Genomic DNA, 18,386 nt, shown 5'->3' with positions numbered 1-18,386 from the left:
GTCAGCCCAGCAGCCGCCGCTTCAGCAGGGGATAGCTGCTGCGCGAGACGGGAATGCCCGTGCTCGTTTGCGTGTCGAGCGCATATTTGCCGCCGGCTCCGATCTGCAGCCGTTTGAAGCCCAGGCTGTTGACGATGTAGGAGCGGTGCACGCGCAGGAAGTGGGGCGGCAGCAGGGCCATCAGCTTGTCGATCGCCAAATCGTGGAAGCACTGTTCGCCGCTGCGCAGCACGATGTTGCTGTAGTGCCCATCGGCCTGCACATGGTCGATCTCGGCCACGGCGATCCATTCCAGCCCTCCCCGTTTCTTCACCGCCAGCGAGGCGGGGCGCGGCGCCGCCGGATCGGCCCGGTCCGTGTAGCGCTGCAAGGCCTTGTGCAGGCGCTCGCGGCTGAAGGGCTTGGCAACAAAGTCGAGCACGCCGAAGTCGAACGCCGTGATCGAGCGTTCCGCGTGGGCCGAGACGACGATGGTCTGGAACGCGGCACTGCCGGCCAGGCGCAGCAAGTCATAGCCGTCGGCGCCGTGCAGGTGCAAGTCCAGCAGCAGCAAATCATAATCGCCGTGCCGCAAGGCGGCCAGCGCCTGCTCCACCGTGTCATGCAGCGCCAGCGCCGCCAGGCGGGCGCCGAAATGCGCGCGTACCTCGCGTGCCAGGCCTTGCGCGATCAGCGGTTCATCTTCCAGTATCAAGACCTTCATGGCGCCGCCGGCACGGTGAACGTGAGGCGCCAGCCCTGTTGATCTTGCTCGCGGGCATAGCGGGCGCTGTCGCCAAACACGGCATGCAGGCTGGTGCGGATGTACTGTTCGCCCATGCCGCCGCCCGCATGCTGGCGCGGTTCGCCCGCAGGCAGGGTCAGCGTGAGGATGTGCGCTTTCGCCCGGTTTTCCAGGTGCAGCTCGAAGATGGCGCCGTGGCGGTAGCGGTTGTGGCTGAACGCATTTTCCAGCGCCGTCAGCAAGGTGGCGGGCGGCACGGTGATCGAAGTCGGATCGCCTGCCAGCTGCAGGCTGCACGGCTGCTGCAGGCGGGTACTCATGATGTTCAGGTAATTGTGGCACAGGGCCAGTTCCTGCGTCAGGGCGATGCTGGGCTGTTGCGCGTACTCGTTGAGCATGCGCAACTCGGCGCCGAGCGCCTCGATGAACGCTTCCGCCGCCTGCGGCGATTGCGCGTTGAGTTCGCTGATCAGGCTCAGGGAATTCATCAGGAAGTGCGGCTGCATGCTCTTGCGCAAGAGCTGGTTTTCCAGCTGCTGCGCGCGCGCGGCTGCGTCGCGTTCGCGCAGCAGCTGCGCCAGCAATTGGGCGCACAGGGAAAGCAGCAGGAAGCAGACGACCAGGGCGAAGCCGCCTTCGGCGAATTGGCTGCCGGTCAGGGCGAACAGGCCGCACGAGGCCAGCGCGATGAGCGTGCCGCCGCGGCTGCCCGGCAGGCGGCGCCACAGGGCGGCCAAGTTACATCCCAGGCTGGCGACCAGGCCGACGAGGAACATCAGCCAGCAGCGGCTGTCGAAATGGGCGGGCAGCGCGCCGGCCAGCGCGACGCACGCCAGCAGCAGGGCGGCGGCCAGCGGCCAGTGCGGCAGGCGGTAGGCCGCATGAAAATACAGCGGCAGCAGGGTGGAAAACAGCCAGGTCAGCCCGGTGACGGCATACAGGCGCGGCAGGTGCAGGGGATAGGCGTAGCCGGCAAAGCTGCGCCAGATTTCCGCCACCAGCAGCAGCGCCGCCACCAGGCACAGCGCGGCAAACATGGCCCAGTGCCGGTGCCGCTGGTACAGCACGCTCAAGGCGAGGAAAAGCAGGGCGGCGGCGCCCAGCGCGCCGGCCAGCAGCAGCGGCGGCAGCCTGTACCATGTCTGGGCCGCGCGGTAATCCTGCCGGTCCACCAGGTACAGCCCGTAGAAGGGCGACGTCAGGCGCGCCGGCACGTGCTGCGTCGACAGCAGCAGGCGCAGATGGTGCTTGCCCACGGCCAGCTGCTGTGGTCTCAGGGGAATGGCGAAATCGATGTCGCCCGCGCTTTCCCCGGCGGCCTGCCGCGCGGGCTGGCCATTGCGGCCGATCCGGATATCATCTAGCCAGAGCTCGCTGGCGGCCAGCGCCGACAGCACCAGCAGCTGCGTCGCTGGCGGCGTGGCGGCCAGAACCAGCTCGCGTTCCGCGCACAGCAGCAGCCCCGGCTTGACCAGCTGCTGCAGCGAGGCGGCGGGCGCCGCCGGACTGGTGCCGCAGGCGCGCCAGCCCCCGTCGAGCGATAGCAGCTCCGTGGCCAGGGCACAGGAGGGCAGGGCCAGACAGCAGGCGAGGCAGCAGCGCAGCAGGGCGTGTAGGAAAGGGAGCATGGCGGGCATTGTAGCTGCTTATTTGCAACTATTTCGCGACGTTTTTTGATAATCCGGTGCCGTTCATGCGGGCCACGTGCATTTCGTGCACGGCCCGGAAAAAGCTGGGTGAACGGTGCGTAAAAGGCACTTACCATGAAGCAGCGCCGCGCTATGGACGCGGCCCTCACCATGGAAGCATGACTATGCAAAACAAAAAATATAGCTGTGTCGCCGGCGCGCTGGCGCTGGTGTGCGGCGTGGCCCAGGCCGCCTCCGCTCCCGCCCCCGCGCTGGCCGCGCGCCTGGCCGCCTTCGATGGCTGGGTGGCCCAGCGCATGGACGTGGAGCGCATCCCCGGCGTGACCGTCGGTTTTACCCAGGGCCAGGTGGAATGGGTGAAGGGCTATGGCTATGCCGACCTGGAAAACCGGGTGCCGGCGACGGCCCAGTCCAGCTATCGCCTGGCGTCCGTCACCAAGCCGATGACGGCGGTGGCCATCCTGCAGCTGGTGGAACAGGGCAAGGTCGACCTCGATGCGCCCGTGCAAACCTATGTGCCGTATTTCCCCGTGAAGCCATTTCCCGTGACGGTGCGCCAGTTGCTGGGCCACCTGGGCGGCATCGATGCCTACCGCGACAGCCGGGTAGAGCAGCATTTCAAGGAGCACAAGGATACGCGCCAGTCCATCGCCGTCTTCGAGCAGTTCGACCTGATCGCCGAACCGGGCACGCGCTTCCGCTACACCAGCTATGGCTACAACCTGCTGGGCGCCGTCATCGAGGGCGCCTCGGGCGAAAGCTATGGCGGCTACATGCGGCGCCACGTGTGGGGGCCGCTGGGCATGGACGCCACCGTGATGGACGACCCCGACGCCGTGATCGCGCACCGCGTGCGCGGCTACCGGCTGGCCGGCAAGGAGTGGAAAAATTCGGAATTCGTCGACATCAGCAGCCGCTTTTCGGCCGGCGGCACGCGCGCCAGCGTGCCCGATATGCTGGCCTTCGGCAAGGGCATCCATGAAGGCAGGATCCTGTCGGCGGCCAGCGTGGCCACCATGCTGCAGCCGATGGCCACGCGCGCGGGCCGCTTGACGCACTATGGCATGGGCTGGGAAATGCTCCCCACGGGCGGCCGTTACGCCATCGCGCACGGCGGCCAGCAGCCGGAAACCGTCACCTACCTGTTCAGCTTTCCTTCGCGCCAGCTGACCATCGCCGTCGCCGCCAATCTCGAGCGCATCAATCCGGAAGCGTTCGTGCAGCGCCTGTTCGAGGTGGTCACGGGCGAGCCGTGGCAGCTGAAGACGTATATCGCCGAGGCCGGCGCGCAGCGCGATTACCAGGTGGCACAGGGCCTGTTCGAGGAGGGACGGGCGCATGCCGAGCGCACGCGCCAGCCTTACGCGGATGCGGCCGCCACGCGCGAGGCATTCATGCAAATCAACGGCCAGGCCCTGGCGCCGGACGCCCAGGCGGCGCGCGCCTTCATCGACGCGGCCCGCCATCCCGCGGGGGGACGCGTGTTCCTGGCGGCCGGCGCCGCCATGGCTGAAACGCTGCGGCAGTCCGGTGTTGACCTGGACAAGTACGCCCACGGCGGCGCGCTGGCGTTTGTGCGCGACTACATCGTGCTGTCGCAGGGCGCGCCTGCCGGCGCCATGCCCCGCTTCGCGCCCGCCTTCGAGCAATCCATCGCCAGCCTGGCCGGCAGCTGGGACCGCACTGCCGCCATCGCCTGGCCGGCAGCGCCCGCTTCCATCGCCGAACTGGACGGCAAGCTGCAGACGGCCTTCCGCGGCCAGCGCGCCTATCCCGACTTCGTGCCCGAGCTGCTTGACCTGGCGCAAACATCGGCCGCGCGCGGCGAAGCGCAGGCGGCGCTGGCGGCCAGCCGCCTGGCCGTGGCCCTGTATCCGCTCAGCGACCGCGCGCACGCGCTGCTGGGCTTGACCTTGCTGCGTAGCGGCAACACGGAACCGGCCCTTGCCGCGCTGCGCGTGGCGCTGGCCCGCGATCCGCTGGGCGCGGCCGGCCCCGCGGCGCTGAACCTGGAAGCCTACCGCCTGAAGAGCGGCGGTGCCGTCACGCAGGGCATGGCCGTGCTGCAGGCGGCGACGACCTTGCATCCGCGCGACGCGAATCTGCAGGACAGCCTGGGCGAGTTTTATGTCGAGCAAGGCCTGCGCGCGCAGGCCGTCGAGGCATACCGCCAGGCATTGCGGCTCGATCCCCGTTATCCGGGCGCCGTCGGCGCCACGGCCGCCATCGCCCGCCTGGAAGCGCCGCCCGCGGCCGCACCCTGATGGATGGCGCTTAGATGATTTACTCATAAGCAAGGGTGAAAAGATTCCTTTTTGGAAATAAGGGCGCTGCGGTCTAATGGCGGCATTCATTACGCCACCAGAGGAATTCCATGCAGACCCGTCTTCACTTCGCCGCCCTGTTATTCACCAGCATCGCCTTTACGCAGGTGGCGCAAGCGGACCAGCTGGCCACCATCAAGGCGAAGGGCGAGCTGGTCTGCGGCACCCTGGGCACGGACGAGCCGAACAGCTTCATCGACGCCAAGTCGCGCCAGCTGGTCGGCTATGAAGTGGATCTGTGCCGCGCCATCGCCAAGAGCCTGGGCGTCAAGCCGGTGATCAAGCAACTGGCCGTGGCCGCCCGCATCCCCGAACTGCAGCAGGGCCGCATCGATATCCTGACGGCATCGTTGACGCACAACAAGGAGCGCGAGGCGCTGATCGATTTTTCGCTGTCGACGTTTTACACGGGCCAGCGCGTGCTGGTGAAAAAGAGCAGCAATATCACGACCATCGCGGGCCTGGCCGGCAAGAAAGTGCTGACCGTCAAGGGCGGCACGCAGGAACCGAATCTGCGCAAGGCCGTGCCCGGCGTGGACGTGGTGACGTTCGAGACGGCGGGCCAGGCTTACCTGGGTTTGCAGCAGGGCAAGGGCGTCGGCTATGTCGACGATGAAGTGTCCCTGCTCAACAATTACGCCAAGCTGGGCGCCGCGCAAAAGGATTACCTGGTGCTGCCGCAAAACATCAGCCAGGAAGTGTTTGCCTTCGGCATACGCAAGGGCGAGGCAGGCCTGAAGACGGCCGTCGACAAGGTGCTGCGCGGACTGGAAAAGTCGGGCGAGGCGGAGCAGCTGTTTTTCAAATGGTATGGGCCGACGAGCAATGTGAAGTTCCAGAAACGCAGCTTCAAGATTGACTCGGACAAGATCGACGCCTGAGCAAACTCGCCATGCGGCGCGCCGTGCCCCGTGCCGCGGCCCGGTGGCGCTTCCCGGCCACCAATCACTGCCGCTCGTTACGGTTTTCTCAGGCATCAATGATATTTCACCATCATGCTCCAATTTGATCTGAATTTTTTGCTGTCCGGCGACTACCGCGACTGGCTGGTGTCCGGCTTGCTGCTGTCCTTGCAACTGATGGCCATTACCTTGCTGCTGGCCCTGCCGCTGGCCTGCGGCGTGGCCGTGCTGCGGCTGGCGCCGTCGCGGCTGCTGAACGCCGTGGGCGCCGCGTATGTCGAGCTGATGCGTAATGTGCCGCTGCTCGCGCACCTGCTGTTCTGGTATTTCGGCGCGCCCGAGCTGTTGCCCGATGCATGGAAGGAACGCTTGTATGCCGGCAATATCGAAGCCGTCAGCGCCATCACGGCGCTGACCCTGTACACGGCCGCCTACATGGCGGAAGACTTGCGCAGCGGCTTGCGCGCCATCCCCGTCCAGCAATTCGAGGCGGGGCGGGCGCTGGGTTTCAGTTTCCTTGCCACCATGCGCCTGTGCATCCTGCCGCAGGCGCTGCGCCTGGCCGCGCCGCCGCTGCTGTCGCAAACCCTGAACCTGTGGCAAAACACCAGCATCGCCACCGTCATCGGCGTGGCCGAACTGATGTACCAGACGCAGCGCGTGGAAGCGGCCTCGTTCCGCAGCGTGGAAGCGTTTGTCTTTGCCAGCGCGGCCTACCTGGCCGTCTCGCTGCTGCTCGCCGGCGTGGCGGCCCTGCTGCAGAAAAAGGTGGCCTGATGCTGGAATTGCTGCATGATTACTGGCTGTATTTTCTCGTCGGACGCTATCCGGAGGGGCCGCTGGGCGGCCTGGCGCTGACGGTGCTGCTGGCCAGCCTGGCGCTGGTGCTCAGCCTGCCCGTGGGCTTGCTGCTGGGCCTGGCCCGCATCAGCCCGTGGCGGGCGCTGCGCTGGCCCGTGGCCGCGCTGATCCATGTGGTGCGCGGCATTCCCTTGCTGCTCGTCATCTTCTGGGCGTACTTTTTCTTGCCCAGCATCACGGGGCATGAAAGCGGGCAATTCGGCACCATGCTGGCCGCCCTCGTCATCTTCGACGGCATCTACCTGGCCGAAATCGTGCGCGCCGGCGTGCAAGCCGTGCCCGCGGGCCAGGTGGAAGCGGCGCGCTCGCTGGGCCTGGGTTACGTCGACAGCATGCGCACGGTGGTGCTGCCGCAGGCGCTGCGCCACATGCTGCCGTCGCTGGTGAACCAGTTCGTCTCGACCATCAAGGAAACCTCGCTCGGCTACATCATCGGCCTGGCCGAGGTGTCGTTCATCGCCTCGCAAGTCAATGGCCTGGTGCTGACGAAGCCCGTGCAAGTGTATTTCCTGCTGGGCATGACGTACTTTGTTTTGTGTTTCAGCCTGTCGCGTGCCGCCTTCTGGCTCGAGCGGCGCCAGGCCCGTGTCTTGAAAGCGGCTGCATGATTACCTTTGACAATGTCAACAAATACTATGGCAGTTATCACGCCCTGAACGGCATCAGCGAGCATGTGGCGAAGGGCGAGGTGCTGGTCGTGTGCGGCCCGTCCGGCTCGGGCAAGTCGACGCTGATCCGCACCATCAACCGGCTCGAAGCCATCGCCTCGGGCCGCATCACGCTGGCCGGCCAGGATATCCATGCGCCTGGCCTGGACGTGAATGCCTTGCGGGCGCAGATCGGCTTTGTCTTCCAGCAATTCAACCTGTTTCCCCATTTATCCGTGCTGGACAACTGCGCGCTGGCGCCGCAGCGCCTGCGTGGCCTGACGCGCAAGGAAGCGGAGGAGCGGGCGCTGGGCCTGCTCGACAGGGTGGGCCTGGCGCACAAGGCGCAGGCCATGCCGGCCGCCCTGTCCGGCGGCCAGCAGCAGCGGGTGGCGATCGCCCGCGCGCTGGCCATGCAGCCGCCGCTGATGCTGTTCGACGAACCGACCAGCGCGCTGGACCCGGAAATGGTGGGCGAAGTGCTGCAAGTGATGCGCGACCTGGCGCGCGATGGCATGACCATGGTCTGCGTCACGCACGAGATGGGTTTTGCGCGCGAGGTGGCGGACCGGGTCTGGTTCATGGATCACGGGCAAGTGCTGGAGCGGGGCGCGCCCGGGGAGTTCTTTGCGCGTCCGCAGCATGCGCGTACGCGGCAATTCCTGTCCGATATCCGCACGCCGTTTGGCGTGCCGGGATGATTGAGCGGCTGTGTGCGTAAGCGAACGGTATTGCGCGGCCGGCAGGCGCACGCTAGGCAGGTGGCGCGTGGTGCGCCCGCAGCCGACCAGGAGGGCCGTATCATGTCACGCATCATCGCAGGTCATTTTCAGTTGCAGGAGCAGATCGACGCCGCGCGCGCCGCCCTGAACCAGGCGGGCTTTCCCGACAGCCGCATCAGCGCCTTCTTTGTCAACCAGCCGGGCCAGCATGATCTGCATGCGCTCGGCGGCGACCGCGACATCTCGCCGGGCGCCAGGGAGACGCCCGCAGGCGTGGTGGAAGGCGTGGCCGTGGGTGCCGCCGTGGGCGCCGGCATCGGCGCCGCCACCACCCTGGCGACGGGACCGCTGGGTCCGGTGGTGGGCGCGCTGGTGGGCGCCCACGTGGGTTCGCTGTACAGTTTTAACAAGATGAAAGAGGCGGGCGAGCCGGAAGGCAATGGCGAGAATGGCCGCCAGCCCCGGCATCCGGGCATGCTGATCGCCGTGGCGCTGGGCGGCCTGGACGAACGCGAGCGGGCGCTCGAGGCGTTGCACCGGCTCGGCGCCGAGCATATCGAGGAGGCCGAAGGCACGATCGCGAATGGCGACTGGCACGACTTCGATCCGCTCAGCATTCCCGTGCTGGTGGCGTGAATCGGCGTGTCTGCCGCGGAAAATGCATAAATGCCGCGCTGCACGAATTTTAGGTATTATTCTTGTTAGTATTGGTAATCAATGCCGACAGGGATAGTTTCCGTGCGCCTGACGTGGCGTGGACCAGGGTGACTGCCCGTAATACTTGCCTCGCATGCTAACGAGTATGGATAGGAGGGCGCGTCATGACACAGGCATGGTTCATTCTGACACGGGCCGATGGGCGCGACATCTGCGCGCCCTCGCCGGCACAGCTGGCCGATGCGCTGGCCGAGGTCTACCGTGGCGGCGCCGCCACGCCGGACGGCAGCCCGGCCGCCGTCTTGTTGCGCTTTGGCTACGACGATGGCTTGATGTATCAAGTCGAGGTCGCTAGCGGAGGAGAAGTCACTTTCGAGGAATGGTCGGACCGCGATTGCGAGATCGCCCTGGCCAGTCCGCGCCACATGTCGGCCCTGCCGCAGGGCGACGCGCTGCAGCTGTGGCAGTGGCTGGCGCAGCGCCAGGTGGCGAAGATCCGCAGCCTGCCCTGGCAAGGTGGCTAGCCGCCTGCCTCGCAACGGACCCTAGTGCGCCATCAGCACGGGGATGGTCATGCTGTGCAATATCGTGCGCGTGACGCCGCCGAGGATGGTTTCGCGCAGGCGCGAATGCCCGTACGCCCCCATCACCAGCAAATCGGCCGACAGGTCGGCCGCCTGCGACAGCAGGGCTTCGCCGATATCGCCGCGCCGCACGCCGCCCCCGTCGAGCAGGTGCACGCGCGCTTCCACGCCATGGCGCGCCAGGTACTGCGTCAGTTCCGCACCCGGCCGTTCGCCGTGCTCGGCCGCATGCACCTGGGCGTCGAAGATGGCCACGTGGACCTGGCCGGCGCGCTGCAGCAGGGGCAGGGCGGCGCTCACGGCACGGCTCGCTTCTTTGCTGGCATTCCAGGAAATGAGCACATTGCGCGCGGCCGCCGGCGGCGCCAGCAGGGGCAGTGGCGGCGCGTACGGCACGATCAGCACGGGCCGCCCCGAGTGCAGCAGCACGTAGGCGGGAAAGTCGCGCATCACGGATGGCGATTTATCCTTGGCATTGTATTGGCTGATCACCACCAGGTCCGCATAGCGGGCCAGCAGGCTGATGCCGCCTGCCGCCTCGTCGTCGACCACGCGCTGTTCGAACGAGGCGACGCCGGCCGTGCGCACCTGTTGCTCGAAACCGTCGAGGGCGCGCGTGGCCCGTTCGCGCAGGAAATTCAAGTGCAGCGCCAGGTTCGGGTCGGCGTCGAGGTCGGGCTGGTTCTGGTACAGCAGGCGCGACACGCCCGTCAGGGCCACGCCCGTCAGGTGGCCGCCGCAAGCCTGGGCAATGCTGGCGGCCGCTTCGATGCGGGCGCCGCGCCCGGCACTGTCGTCGATGTGCAGCAGCACGGTTTTGTAGGTCATGACGTAGCCTCTCGCTGTGGAGTGACACCCATTCTGGCACAGTCCGGGGCACCGGCCGCGCACGACTGCGGCCGGCCGGTGGCGCTCAGCTCATGGCGATGATGATGATGTCGGCGTCGCAGTTGCGGTAATGAATCACGATGACGATGATGCGCCGCAGTTGCGCCGCTTTTTGCGCCACCTCGAGCATGGCGCGGCTGGCGCGGTTCTTCATGGTCACCTGCACTTGCGAGGCATCGCTGACGGGGATGCCCATGGCCTTCAGCGCCGCCTTGGGGTTGGCCATCAGGGCCAGCGCATGCTGCGGATCGAGTTCTGCCTGATGCACCGATTCCACGTCGCTCATGCCGGGATTGATGTCGTTGAACAAGTCCCTCAATGCTTCAGTGTCGTCCTGGATTTCCATCGCGTTCTCCCTGTGATTCCTGCCGTCAAGCAAGGTCTGCAAGACCCGCCTGTCGAGGTGCCATCACCTCACGGTGTAGTATGATTTTGGCAATTTCCTGCGTATGGAGACAGCGCAGACGAACGCTGCAATATGCAGGCTGAGCCTTTGATCTGGCGCAATGCCGCTTTCAAAAGGGCCACCTACACTTGACCCCACGCAGAACAACCATAACAAGCGGGGAGAGACAGCAATGACAGAACAAAAGGTAGCGCTGGTCACGGGGGGCATGGGTGGCCTGGGCACGGCCCTGTGCCGGCGCCTGCATGATGCGGGTTTTGCCGTCGTGGCCGCGCATACGCCGGACAACCCGCGCGTGAAGGACTGGCTGGCGGGGCAGCATGCGCAGCACTATCATTTCCAGGCGCTGCCCGTCGACGTCACCGATTTCGCCGCCTGCAGCGACGCCGTCGGCCAGGTCGTGACGCAGTTCGGCCGAGTGGATGTGCTGGTCAACAATGCCGGCATCACGCGCGACCAGAGCATGCGCAAGATGGAATTGCCGCACTGGGCCGACGTCATGCGCACCAATCTCGACAGCCTGTTCAACATGAGCAAGCAGGTGCTCGAGCCGATGCTGGCCAACCGCTGGGGCCGCATCATCAACATTTCATCCGTGAATGGCCAGAAGGGGGCGTTTGGCCAGTGCAATTATGCGGCCGCCAAGGCGGGCGTGCATGGTTTCAGCAAGGCGCTGGCGCTGGAAGTGGCGCGTCACGGCATCACCGTCAATACGGTCTCGCCCGGCTACCTGCGCACGCAGATGGTGACGGCCGTGCCCGCCGACATCATGGAAACGAAGATCCTGCCGCAGATCCCGCTGGGCCGCCTGGGCGAGCCGGACGAGGTGGCCGCGCTGGTGGCCTATCTGGCGTCGGACGAGGCGGCGTTCGTGACGGGCGCGAATATCGCCATCAATGGCGGCCAGCACATGAGCTGATCGGCAACATGCTTGCAGCAGGGTAATGGCAGTGGAGGAGACGCGGCCGCCCAGGCCGGCGCGCAGACGCTGGCGGGTGGCCGATGGCAGCAAGAGCCTGTTCCCGTAGAGGAGTACATCGGCCGCTGATGTCAGCAGGAAAGTCGGCAGGAAACGCTCTCCACAGGAAGGGGTTCTGGGCAGGAAAACAACGGGGCAGGGCAGCGATGCCTTGCCCTGTTGCGTTGTTGCAAGGTGACGCCAGGAGACATGAAGGCGCGCTGCGGGCGCGGTTCAGCGCTGCGCTTTTTCCAGCCGCGTCTGGCAATCGATGCACAGGCGGGCTTCCGGGCGGGCGTTCAGGCGCGACAGGCCGATGGCTTCGCCGCAGTTGTCGCACAGGCCATAGCTGCCGTCGGCAAACTTGGCCAGCGCGTGCTTGATGATGGCCAGCTGCGCCAGATTGTGTTCGGCCGCCTCGCTGACGAGGGCGTTCAGGGTGCGCACGCTGGCATTGTCGGCGGGCGACGCTTCGATTTCATTGAGCAGCGAGGCGCGCGCGTCCGCTTCCGCCGTTTCGTTCTCGATTTGTTCCAGCAGCGCCAGCTTGCGCTGCTCCAGCGCGCCGCGCAGGCGCTGTAGCTGGTCTTGCGGCAATCCATTCATGACCGTCACCCGGTAGGAGTCTCTCCTGTTATGGTAGTCCAAGATTGGCCGGTCTGCTTGCGCCAGCACCCGCGCCGCGTTTGAGGCGGCGCAGGTGGCGGCGGCGCATTCTATGCTGGTTTTTTTTCGCAGTTGATCATCCAGGCGACGCCGAACTGGTCTTTCAGCATGCCGAAGCGCTGTGCCCAGAAGGTTTCCTCCAGCGCCATCTGGATGGTGCCGTCACGCGCCAGCGCGGAGAAGACGCGTTCCGCTTCCGCCGGCGTGTCCACGCTCAGGCAGATCGAGCAGCCGTGCATGCCCTTGGCGCCATCCTCGGTACAGCCGCCATCCGAGCCCATCAGCATGGTGGAACCCAGCTGCACGGAGCCGTGCATGATCTTGTCGTACCAGTCTTCCTTGACCTGGTCCTGGGCCGGCGAGCCGCGATACGGCATCAGGCACAGGTTGTCGCCGCCCAGGTGCTGGCGGTAGTAGTCCAGCGCTTGCGCGCAATTGCCATTGAATTGCAAATACGGTTCGATACGCATGTTGGTCTCCTCTGGTCGCCCCGTTGACAGGATTGCCATGCGGGGACGTCACAGTATAGGCGCTGTCCGGCCGATTTCAATCAGTCCGGCGCCATCTCTTGCAGCCGCTCACGCACCTTGACCAAGGCGCCGAGGATGCGCTCGGGATTGCCGGCCAGGACGGCGCTGCCCATGTGCAACAAACTCGTGGCCAGGCTGATCCAGTGCCGCACGTCGTCGTTGCGGGCAATGCTCAGGCGTACCGTATCGAGCAGGCCGCTGAGCTGGCGCTGCGCCGTGTCCAGGCCCGCGACGGTGTGTCCGGCGGCATCGGCATACAGCTCGTTGGCTTGCTGGCGCAAGGCCACTTCCAGCGCGAAGACGGCTTGCGCCTGGCTGTGGCTGATGGCCTTGTCTCCCTGGCTGGCGCGCTTGCGGATGGCGCGCATGACGGCGCCATGCAGGGTGACGGCCGCCTGCGACAGGCTGTCGGCCAGCTGCTCGACGCGCATGGCGCTGCTGAGTGCCGCCTCGCGGCGTTCGCTGCCTACCGATCCATCCATGTCGTCTCCGTGGCTGTCGTGGCCATCATGGCAAGGCGCGCATGTTCGCGCGCCAGTGCCGCCAGTTGGCGGCGCGCCACGGTATGGCGCAGGCCGGCCTGCCGGTATTCTTCGCTCTTGCTTTGTTGCATGCTTTTCGCCAGCACGGCGAGCAGGCGCTGCTGCGGCGTGTCCGCATACGCGATTTCCACGTCCAGCAAGCCGAGCACCACGTCGCGCTCGTTGTCGCCGCTCTTGTCGTACAGCACCAGCAGGCTGTCGAGCGCCGCCAGCAGCGCTTGCAGCGGCGCATCGCCGTCGTGCAGCACCTGCGCCAGGCGCGCCTGCTGGCTGGCCGTGCCGCCCAGGCGGGACAATTGCTGCAGCAGCAAGGTGTAGGCGCTGACATGGCGGTCGTCGATGCCGCTGCCGGGCCAGGCGCGGATGGCGGCGCCGGCGCCAGCCAGTTCGGGCTGCACGTCGTAGGCATCGGCATGGGCCAGGCGGCCCAGCGCCTGCAGGTACAGCCGCACGGCCTGCGCCAGGCGCGCCACATCGGCTTGCGCGGCGCGGCGCTGGGCGTCGAGCAGGCGCTCGCGCGCATCCTCGGCGGGCGACAGGTAGGGACGGGCGCGCTGGTAGCTGTCCACGTGGCGCTGCGACAGTTCATTGAAGGTCGTCAGGGCGGCGTCGCCGGCGGCCAGGGCGCGCACCTGCGCCAGTGGCGTGTGCGTGGCGCAGCCGGACAGCAACATCAGCAGCAGTGGCAGGATGGCGATGGCGCCAAGGCGGACGGGCAGGGCGGACACGGCACCTCTCGACAGGGAATACTGTATGGAAAGGTATTGTGGTTCGGGCCGGCCCCGCGCGCCTTGTGCGGGCGCAAGCTCGCGGCGATCAGCCGGCCGTCAACTGCTCGCGCCAGCCCAGGCCGGCCACGGTATCGGCGCCGGGACGGTATTCGCAGCCGACCCAGCCCGCGTAGCCGACCTGGTCCAGCAGCCGGAACAGGTGGCGGTAGTTGATCTCGCCCGTGCCAGGCTCGTGGCGGCCCGGCGTGTCGGCGATCTGGATGTGGCGGATCAGGGGCAGCAGGGCGCGGATGGTGTTGCTCAGTTCGCCTTCCATGCGCTGCATGTGATAAATGTCATATTGCAGGAAGATGTTGCCGCGCTGGCAGTCGGCGATGATGTCGGCCGCCTGCTGGCTATGGTTGAGGAAGTAGCCGGGCATGTCGTAGCGGTTGATCGGCTCGATCAGAATATTGATGCCATGCGGGCGGCAGGCGTCGGCCGCATATTGCAGGTTGCCGATCAGGCTTTGCCGCGCCCGTTCCAGGCTCATGCCGGCCGGCACGATGCCGGACATGCAGTGCAACTGCTTCGCCCCCAGCGCCAGCGCATACTCGAGCGCCAGCTGCACGCCGGCGCGGAATTCCTCGCCTCGGCGCGGATCGCAGGCGACGCCCCGTTCGCCCCGCTCCCAGTCGCCGGGCGGCAGGTTGAACAGGGCCAGCTGCAGGCGGTGCTGCTCCAGCCGCGCCGCGATCTGGCGCGCCTCGACGGCATACGGAAACAGGAATTCCACGGCATCGAAGCCCGCCTTGCGCGCGGCGGCAAAGCGCTCGAGGAAGGGCAGTTCGGTAAACAGCAGGCTGAGGTTGGCGGCGAAGTTCGGCATGGTCTGGGCGCGAAGAGGACGATGAACACTATCCTAGCCCAAATCGCCAAATGGTGGCGTGCATGAAAAAACCGTTCCAGAAGCAAGTCCTGGAACGGCTTTTGTCGTCTTTTTGAGAAAGACAGACGCCGCCTGAAAGCGTAGCGGGCGGGAGTGACATGGCGTCGCGACGCGCAGCCGTACTCAGGTACGGCAAGCAACGCAAGCGCCATGGCGCCCCGCGCAGCGGCTTGCAGGCCGCGTTTTAACGGCCCCGGCCGCCGGAGCGGTGATTGGCCGCCGAGCGTGGCGCATTGCCGCTGCGGTTGCCGCCGCCACCGCCACCCGATGGGCCGGCGCTGCGTGGCTTGGCGCCGCCGCCACCGGTTTTCACGCGCACGACGGCGCCCGCTGGGGCGCGGCTGTTGTTGCGGTGACCGCCGGTGCCGCTGCGCAATTGCACAGGCTGGGCACGTGCCGTCGGGTCCGGTTCAAAACCGGCGATGACTTCGCGCGGCAGGGTTTGCTTGATCAGCTTTTCGATGTCTTTCAACATTTCGTGCTCATCCACGCAGACCAGCGACACGGCTTCGCCCTTGGCGCCGGCACGGCCCGTGCGACCGATGCGGTGCACATAGTCTTCCGGAATGTTCGGCAAGTCGTAGTTGACGACGTGCGGCAACTGGTCGATGTCGATGCCGCGCGCGGCGATGTCGGTGGCGACCAGCACTTGCAAGGTGCCATCCTTGAACTCGGACAGCGCGCGCGTGCGCGCCGACTGGCTCTTGTTGCCGTGGATGGCCAGGGCGCCGATGCCGTCCGCGCCCAGCTGCTCGACCAGTTTGTTGGCGCCGTGCTTGGTGCGCGTAAACACCAGCACCTGCGTCCAGTTGTTCGACTTGATCAGGTAGGACAGCATCGGGTGTTTCTTGTCGCGGTCGACCGGATGGATCTTTTGCTTGATCACTTCCACGGTCGAATTGCGGCGCGCCACTTCGATCATGGCTGGCTTGTTCAGCAAGCCGTCGGCCAGGGCCTTGATCTCTTCCGAGAAGGTGGCCGAGAACAGCAGGTTCTGGCGTTTCGGCGGCAGCACGGCCAGCACTTTCTTGATGTCGCGGATGAAGCCCATGTCGAGCATGCGGTCGGCTTCGTCGAGGATCAGGATTTCCACTTTCGACAGGTCGACGGTGCCCTGGCCCATGTGGTCGAGCAGGCGGCCCGGCGTGGCGACGAGGATGTCGACGCCATGCTTGAGCTGCTTGATCTGCGGGTTGATGCCGACGCCGCCGAAGATCACGGCCGAGTTCAGCTTGGTGTACTTGCTGTAGGCGCGCACGCTTTCCTCGACCTGCGCGGCGAGTTCGCGCGTCGGGGCCAGGATCAGGGCGCGGATCGGGCGCGTCGAGGTGTTGCTGGTGATGGCAGCGCCATTGGCGTCGGTCGACAGGCGGTGCAGCACGGGCAGGGTAAAGCCGGCCGTCTTGCCGGTACCGGTCTGTGCGCCGGCCAGCAAGTCGCCGCCAGCGAGCACGGCGGGAATCGCCTGCGACTGGATCGGGGTCGGCACGGTGTAGCCGTGTTCGGTAACGGCACGTACGATAGCGTCGGACAATCCGAGGGAGGAAAAGGACATGGTAACTTTATTGTGAGATCGGCCTGTCGCCATCGTGGGGCGCCAGTCGCAGGCAATCAGATTAGGGGTCGAAAGACAGCGGCAAGGGGACTGGTCATATGTGCCGCACACGCGAAGTATAACAGCCTTGCAAAAAAGCGTTCCAACTGTTTCAAGTTTGCAAGTCGCTGACGTGGCGGCGGGCCGCTTGTGCGACACGTGTCGCAAGTTTCGCTTGCATGCATGCGACGTGTGTCGCATAATTGTCTCATTCGTCACATGAGGGGAATTCCATGGCCACGCCATCCGTTACCGAACTGTCGTTATTAAAAGCTTTATGGAAGGAACAGCCCTTGTCGGCACGCGAACTGCATGCCCGGGTGGAAGAAGCGCTGGGCTGGTCGTTTTCATCGACGCGCAAGACGCTCGAGCGCATGCTGGAAAAGGCCATGCTGGTGCAGCGCAGCGTGCATGGCGTGCTCGTGTATGAAGCGAACGTGGACAAGGTGGCTACGCTGGCCGCCTTTGCCCACGACTTTGGCCGCCGCGTGATGGAGATCGACAGTCCTTTGCCGGTGAGTATGTTTACGGGCAGCAAGCTGGTGGACCAGCAGGAACTGGCCGCGCTGGAACAGATGCTGCACGACTGGCCGGCCGACCCCAAGGAGTAAGCGATGAGCTTGTTTACCCTGACTGTGTTGCAGGCAACGGTCGCCAGCCTGCTCGCCGGCTGGCTGCTGCAAGGCTTGCTGCACCTGGCGCAACGGCGCTGGCCCGTGCTGGCGGCGCAGCGCAGCGTGTGGCTGGGCGCCCAGCTGGTGCTGGCCGCCGCGTTTGTGCTGCCGCTGCTGCCAGACGCGCGGCAGCTGAGCGTGGTGCCCGAACTGAGTGTGCCCGTTTCCCTGGCTGGCGCGGCGCCCGGCGTGGCGCTGGCCATGGATGCGCCAGCTGCCGGGCTGCCATCCGGCACTGCCTGGCTGACCCTGGTGCCGGCCGCCTGGGGGCTGATCTATCTGCTGGGCGTCGCCTGCACGGCCTGGCGCTGGCAGCGTGGCCGCGCCATGTTGCGCACGCTGCTCGAGCTGGCGCAGCGGCGCCGGCTGCATGGCATGGACGTGCTGGAAGTGGACGCGCCGATCTCGCCGATGCTGGTGGGCGTATGGCGTCCCCGTCTGCTGTTGCCGGCGCACCTGGCGCAATTTACGCCGGAACAGCAGCAGCTGGTGATCGCCCATGAGCTGACCCATGCACGCCGCCACGACCCCTTGCTCCTGCTGCTGGCCACCATGCTGCAGGCGTTGCTGTGGTTCAATCCGGCCGCGCGCTGGCTGGCAGGCAAGCTGGCCTGGGCACAGGAGCTCGGTTGCGACCGCCAGGTACTGGCCGGCCGGCCCCCGCATCAGCGCCAGCAATATGCGGCGGCGCTGGTCAGGCAGCTGGGCCTGCAGACGCAGCCGCTGCCGGGACTGGCGTTTGGCGGCGGCCGCATGGCCGAGCGCCTGGTGCTGATGCGTAACGGGCAGGATCGCCTGCCTCCGGCCCTGCGGGCACTGACGGCGCTGCTGCTGTGCGCTATCGGCGCGGCCAGCCTGGCGCTGCAACCGGCGCTGGCGTGGACCGTGGCCGCCACGCCGGCAGCCATGCTTGCCGCGCCGTCCACGGCGTCCACGGCGTGGCGCAATCCCCTGGACGTCATGCGCGTGACCGGCTTCTTTGGCGTGGTTCGCCAGCTGACGCCACACGGCCATAGCGGCATCGATCTGGGCGCCAGGCGCGGCACGCCCGTGCACGCGGCAAGCGACGGCATCGCCAGCGTCAGCGAAGATGCGCGCCTTGGCAAGGCCGTCCGCATCGACCATGGCGGTGGCGTCGAGTCCCTGTATGCCCATCTTGACCGGGTCGCGCTCACGACCGGCATGGCCGTCACGGCAGGGCAGGCCATCGGCACGGTGGGCGCTACAGGCCTGGCGACGGGGCCGCATCTGCATTTCCAGGTCACCCGCAACGGGCGCTTGCAGGATCCGCAGCAGTGGCTGGACGGTCTCGACGCGAATGCCTCGGCGCGCGCCTTGCGCATGCGCAAGGAGCAGTTCGGACGCTAGCCGGCGCGGCCAGGCCGCATGCTCCCGCCGG

20 protein-coding genes are annotated in these 18,386 nt (G+C 66.5%); 10 read left to right on the top strand and 10 right to left on the bottom strand.

Going from position 1 to position 18,386, the window contains the following annotated elements; all coding sequences use genetic code 11:
• Position 1: 1 nt before the first annotated feature.
• Both YQ44_RS18265 and YQ44_RS18260 read right to left on the bottom strand, forming a co-directional pair.
• Positions 2–703: a LytR/AlgR family response regulator transcription factor gene (locus YQ44_RS18265; protein ID WP_071324598.1), complete on the bottom strand. Its 702-nt coding sequence runs from the start codon at positions 701–703 to the stop codon at positions 2–4.
• A complete protein-coding gene (locus YQ44_RS18260; protein ID WP_156894900.1) occupies positions 700–2,352 on the bottom strand; it encodes a histidine kinase in 1,653 nt (550 codons plus the stop codon). The genes YQ44_RS18265 and YQ44_RS18260 overlap by 4 nt, the downstream gene beginning before the upstream one ends.
• Before the next feature lie 185 nt (positions 2,353–2,537).
• Here YQ44_RS18260 and YQ44_RS18255 point away from each other — a divergent pair, with 185 nt between their 5' ends.
• The 7 genes from YQ44_RS18255 (at position 2,538) to YQ44_RS18225 (ending at position 9,010) form a co-directional block, all read left to right on the top strand.
• Positions 2,538–4,637 carry a serine hydrolase domain-containing protein gene (locus YQ44_RS18255; protein ID WP_071324596.1) on the top strand — a complete coding sequence of 700 codons (2,100 nt, stop codon included), beginning with the start codon at positions 2,538–2,540 and terminating at the stop codon, positions 4,635–4,637.
• A gap of 110 nt (positions 4,638–4,747) precedes the next feature.
• Entirely contained in the window at positions 4,748–5,578 is an 831-nt protein-coding gene (locus YQ44_RS18250; protein WP_071324595.1) for an ABC transporter substrate-binding protein, read from the top strand.
• 114 nt (positions 5,579–5,692) lie between these two features.
• Positions 5,693–6,376: an amino acid ABC transporter permease gene (locus YQ44_RS18245; protein ID WP_071324594.1), complete on the top strand. Its 684-nt coding sequence runs from the start codon at positions 5,693–5,695 to the stop codon at positions 6,374–6,376.
• On the top strand, positions 6,376–7,068 hold the full coding sequence (locus YQ44_RS18240; protein ID WP_071324593.1) for an amino acid ABC transporter permease: 693 nt from the start codon (positions 6,376–6,378) through the stop codon (positions 7,066–7,068). The genes YQ44_RS18245 and YQ44_RS18240 overlap by 1 nt, the downstream gene beginning before the upstream one ends.
• Positions 7,065–7,808: an amino acid ABC transporter ATP-binding protein gene (locus tag YQ44_RS18235; RefSeq protein WP_071324592.1), complete on the top strand. Its 744-nt coding sequence runs from the start codon at positions 7,065–7,067 to the stop codon at positions 7,806–7,808. Before YQ44_RS18240 ends, YQ44_RS18235 begins: the two co-directional genes overlap by 4 nt.
• A gap of 102 nt (positions 7,809–7,910) precedes the next feature.
• Complete coding sequence (locus tag YQ44_RS18230) at positions 7,911–8,465, top strand: glycine zipper domain-containing protein (RefSeq protein ID WP_071324591.1); 555 nt, start codon at positions 7,911–7,913, stop codon at positions 8,463–8,465.
• Positions 8,466–8,650: 185 nt separating this feature from the next.
• Positions 8,651–9,010: a hypothetical protein gene (locus YQ44_RS18225; RefSeq protein WP_071324590.1), complete on the top strand. Its 360-nt coding sequence runs from the start codon at positions 8,651–8,653 to the stop codon at positions 9,008–9,010.
• A gap of 21 nt (positions 9,011–9,031) precedes the next feature.
• On the opposite strand, the gene YQ44_RS18220 is transcribed toward YQ44_RS18225, so the two are convergent.
• Entirely contained in the window at positions 9,032–9,898 is an 867-nt protein-coding gene (locus YQ44_RS18220; RefSeq protein WP_071324589.1) for a universal stress protein, read from the bottom strand.
• 85 nt (positions 9,899–9,983) lie between these two features.
• Entirely contained in the window at positions 9,984–10,304 is a 321-nt protein-coding gene (locus YQ44_RS18215) for a hypothetical protein (protein WP_071324588.1), read from the bottom strand.
• 232 nt (positions 10,305–10,536) lie between these two features.
• Here YQ44_RS18215 and phbB point away from each other — a divergent pair, with 232 nt between their 5' ends.
• Positions 10,537–11,283, top strand: a complete 747-nt coding sequence (gene phbB, locus YQ44_RS18210; protein WP_083411936.1) for an acetoacetyl-CoA reductase — start codon at positions 10,537–10,539, stop codon at positions 11,281–11,283.
• Positions 11,284–11,556: 273 nt separating this feature from the next.
• On the opposite strand, the gene YQ44_RS18205 is transcribed toward phbB, so the two are convergent.
• The 6 genes from YQ44_RS18205 to YQ44_RS18180 all read right to left on the bottom strand — a co-directional run bounded on the left by YQ44_RS18205 (position 11,557) and on the right by YQ44_RS18180 (position 16,274).
• Positions 11,557–11,928: a TraR/DksA family transcriptional regulator gene (locus YQ44_RS18205; RefSeq protein ID WP_071324586.1), complete on the bottom strand. Its 372-nt coding sequence runs from the start codon at positions 11,926–11,928 to the stop codon at positions 11,557–11,559.
• A gap of 110 nt (positions 11,929–12,038) precedes the next feature.
• Positions 12,039–12,458 (bottom strand): VOC family protein, encoded by a 420-nt coding sequence (locus YQ44_RS18200; protein WP_071324585.1) that lies wholly within the window; start codon positions 12,456–12,458, stop codon positions 12,039–12,041.
• 80 nt (positions 12,459–12,538) lie between these two features.
• A complete protein-coding gene (locus YQ44_RS18195; RefSeq protein WP_083411935.1) occupies positions 12,539–13,000 on the bottom strand; it encodes a hypothetical protein in 462 nt (153 codons plus the stop codon).
• Positions 12,985–13,788 carry a hypothetical protein gene (locus YQ44_RS18190; protein ID WP_083411934.1) on the bottom strand — a complete coding sequence of 268 codons (804 nt, stop codon included), beginning with the start codon at positions 13,786–13,788 and terminating at the stop codon, positions 12,985–12,987. The genes YQ44_RS18195 and YQ44_RS18190 overlap by 16 nt, the downstream gene beginning before the upstream one ends.
• Positions 13,789–13,876: 88 nt before the next feature.
• Positions 13,877–14,659 carry a 2-oxo-tetronate isomerase gene (gene otnI, locus YQ44_RS18185; protein ID WP_071324584.1) on the bottom strand — a complete coding sequence of 261 codons (783 nt, stop codon included), beginning with the start codon at positions 14,657–14,659 and terminating at the stop codon, positions 13,877–13,879.
• Positions 14,660–14,903: 244 nt separating this feature from the next.
• On the bottom strand, positions 14,904–16,274 hold the full coding sequence (locus YQ44_RS18180) for a DEAD/DEAH box helicase (protein WP_071324583.1): 1,371 nt from the start codon (positions 16,272–16,274) through the stop codon (positions 14,904–14,906).
• A 272-nt stretch (positions 16,275–16,546) separates the two neighbouring features.
• Between YQ44_RS18180 and YQ44_RS18175 the strand changes: the two genes are divergently transcribed.
• Together YQ44_RS18175 and YQ44_RS18170 are read left to right on the top strand one after the other, a co-directional pair.
• On the top strand, positions 16,547–16,924 hold the full coding sequence (locus YQ44_RS18175) for a BlaI/MecI/CopY family transcriptional regulator (protein WP_071324582.1): 378 nt from the start codon (positions 16,547–16,549) through the stop codon (positions 16,922–16,924).
• Between the two features lie 3 nt (positions 16,925–16,927).
• A complete protein-coding gene (locus YQ44_RS18170) occupies positions 16,928–18,355 on the top strand; it encodes a M23/M56 family metallopeptidase (RefSeq protein ID WP_071324581.1) in 1,428 nt (475 codons plus the stop codon).
• The last annotated feature ends 31 nt before the right edge of the window (positions 18,356–18,386 follow it).

Origin of the sequence: Janthinobacterium sp. 1_2014MBL_MicDiv (assembly GCF_001865675.1) — a bacterium.
In the GTDB taxonomy this organism is placed as follows: Bacteria; Pseudomonadota; Gammaproteobacteria; order Burkholderiales; family Burkholderiaceae_D; genus Janthinobacterium.
This window is presented reverse-complemented; position numbering and strand designations above follow the sequence as displayed.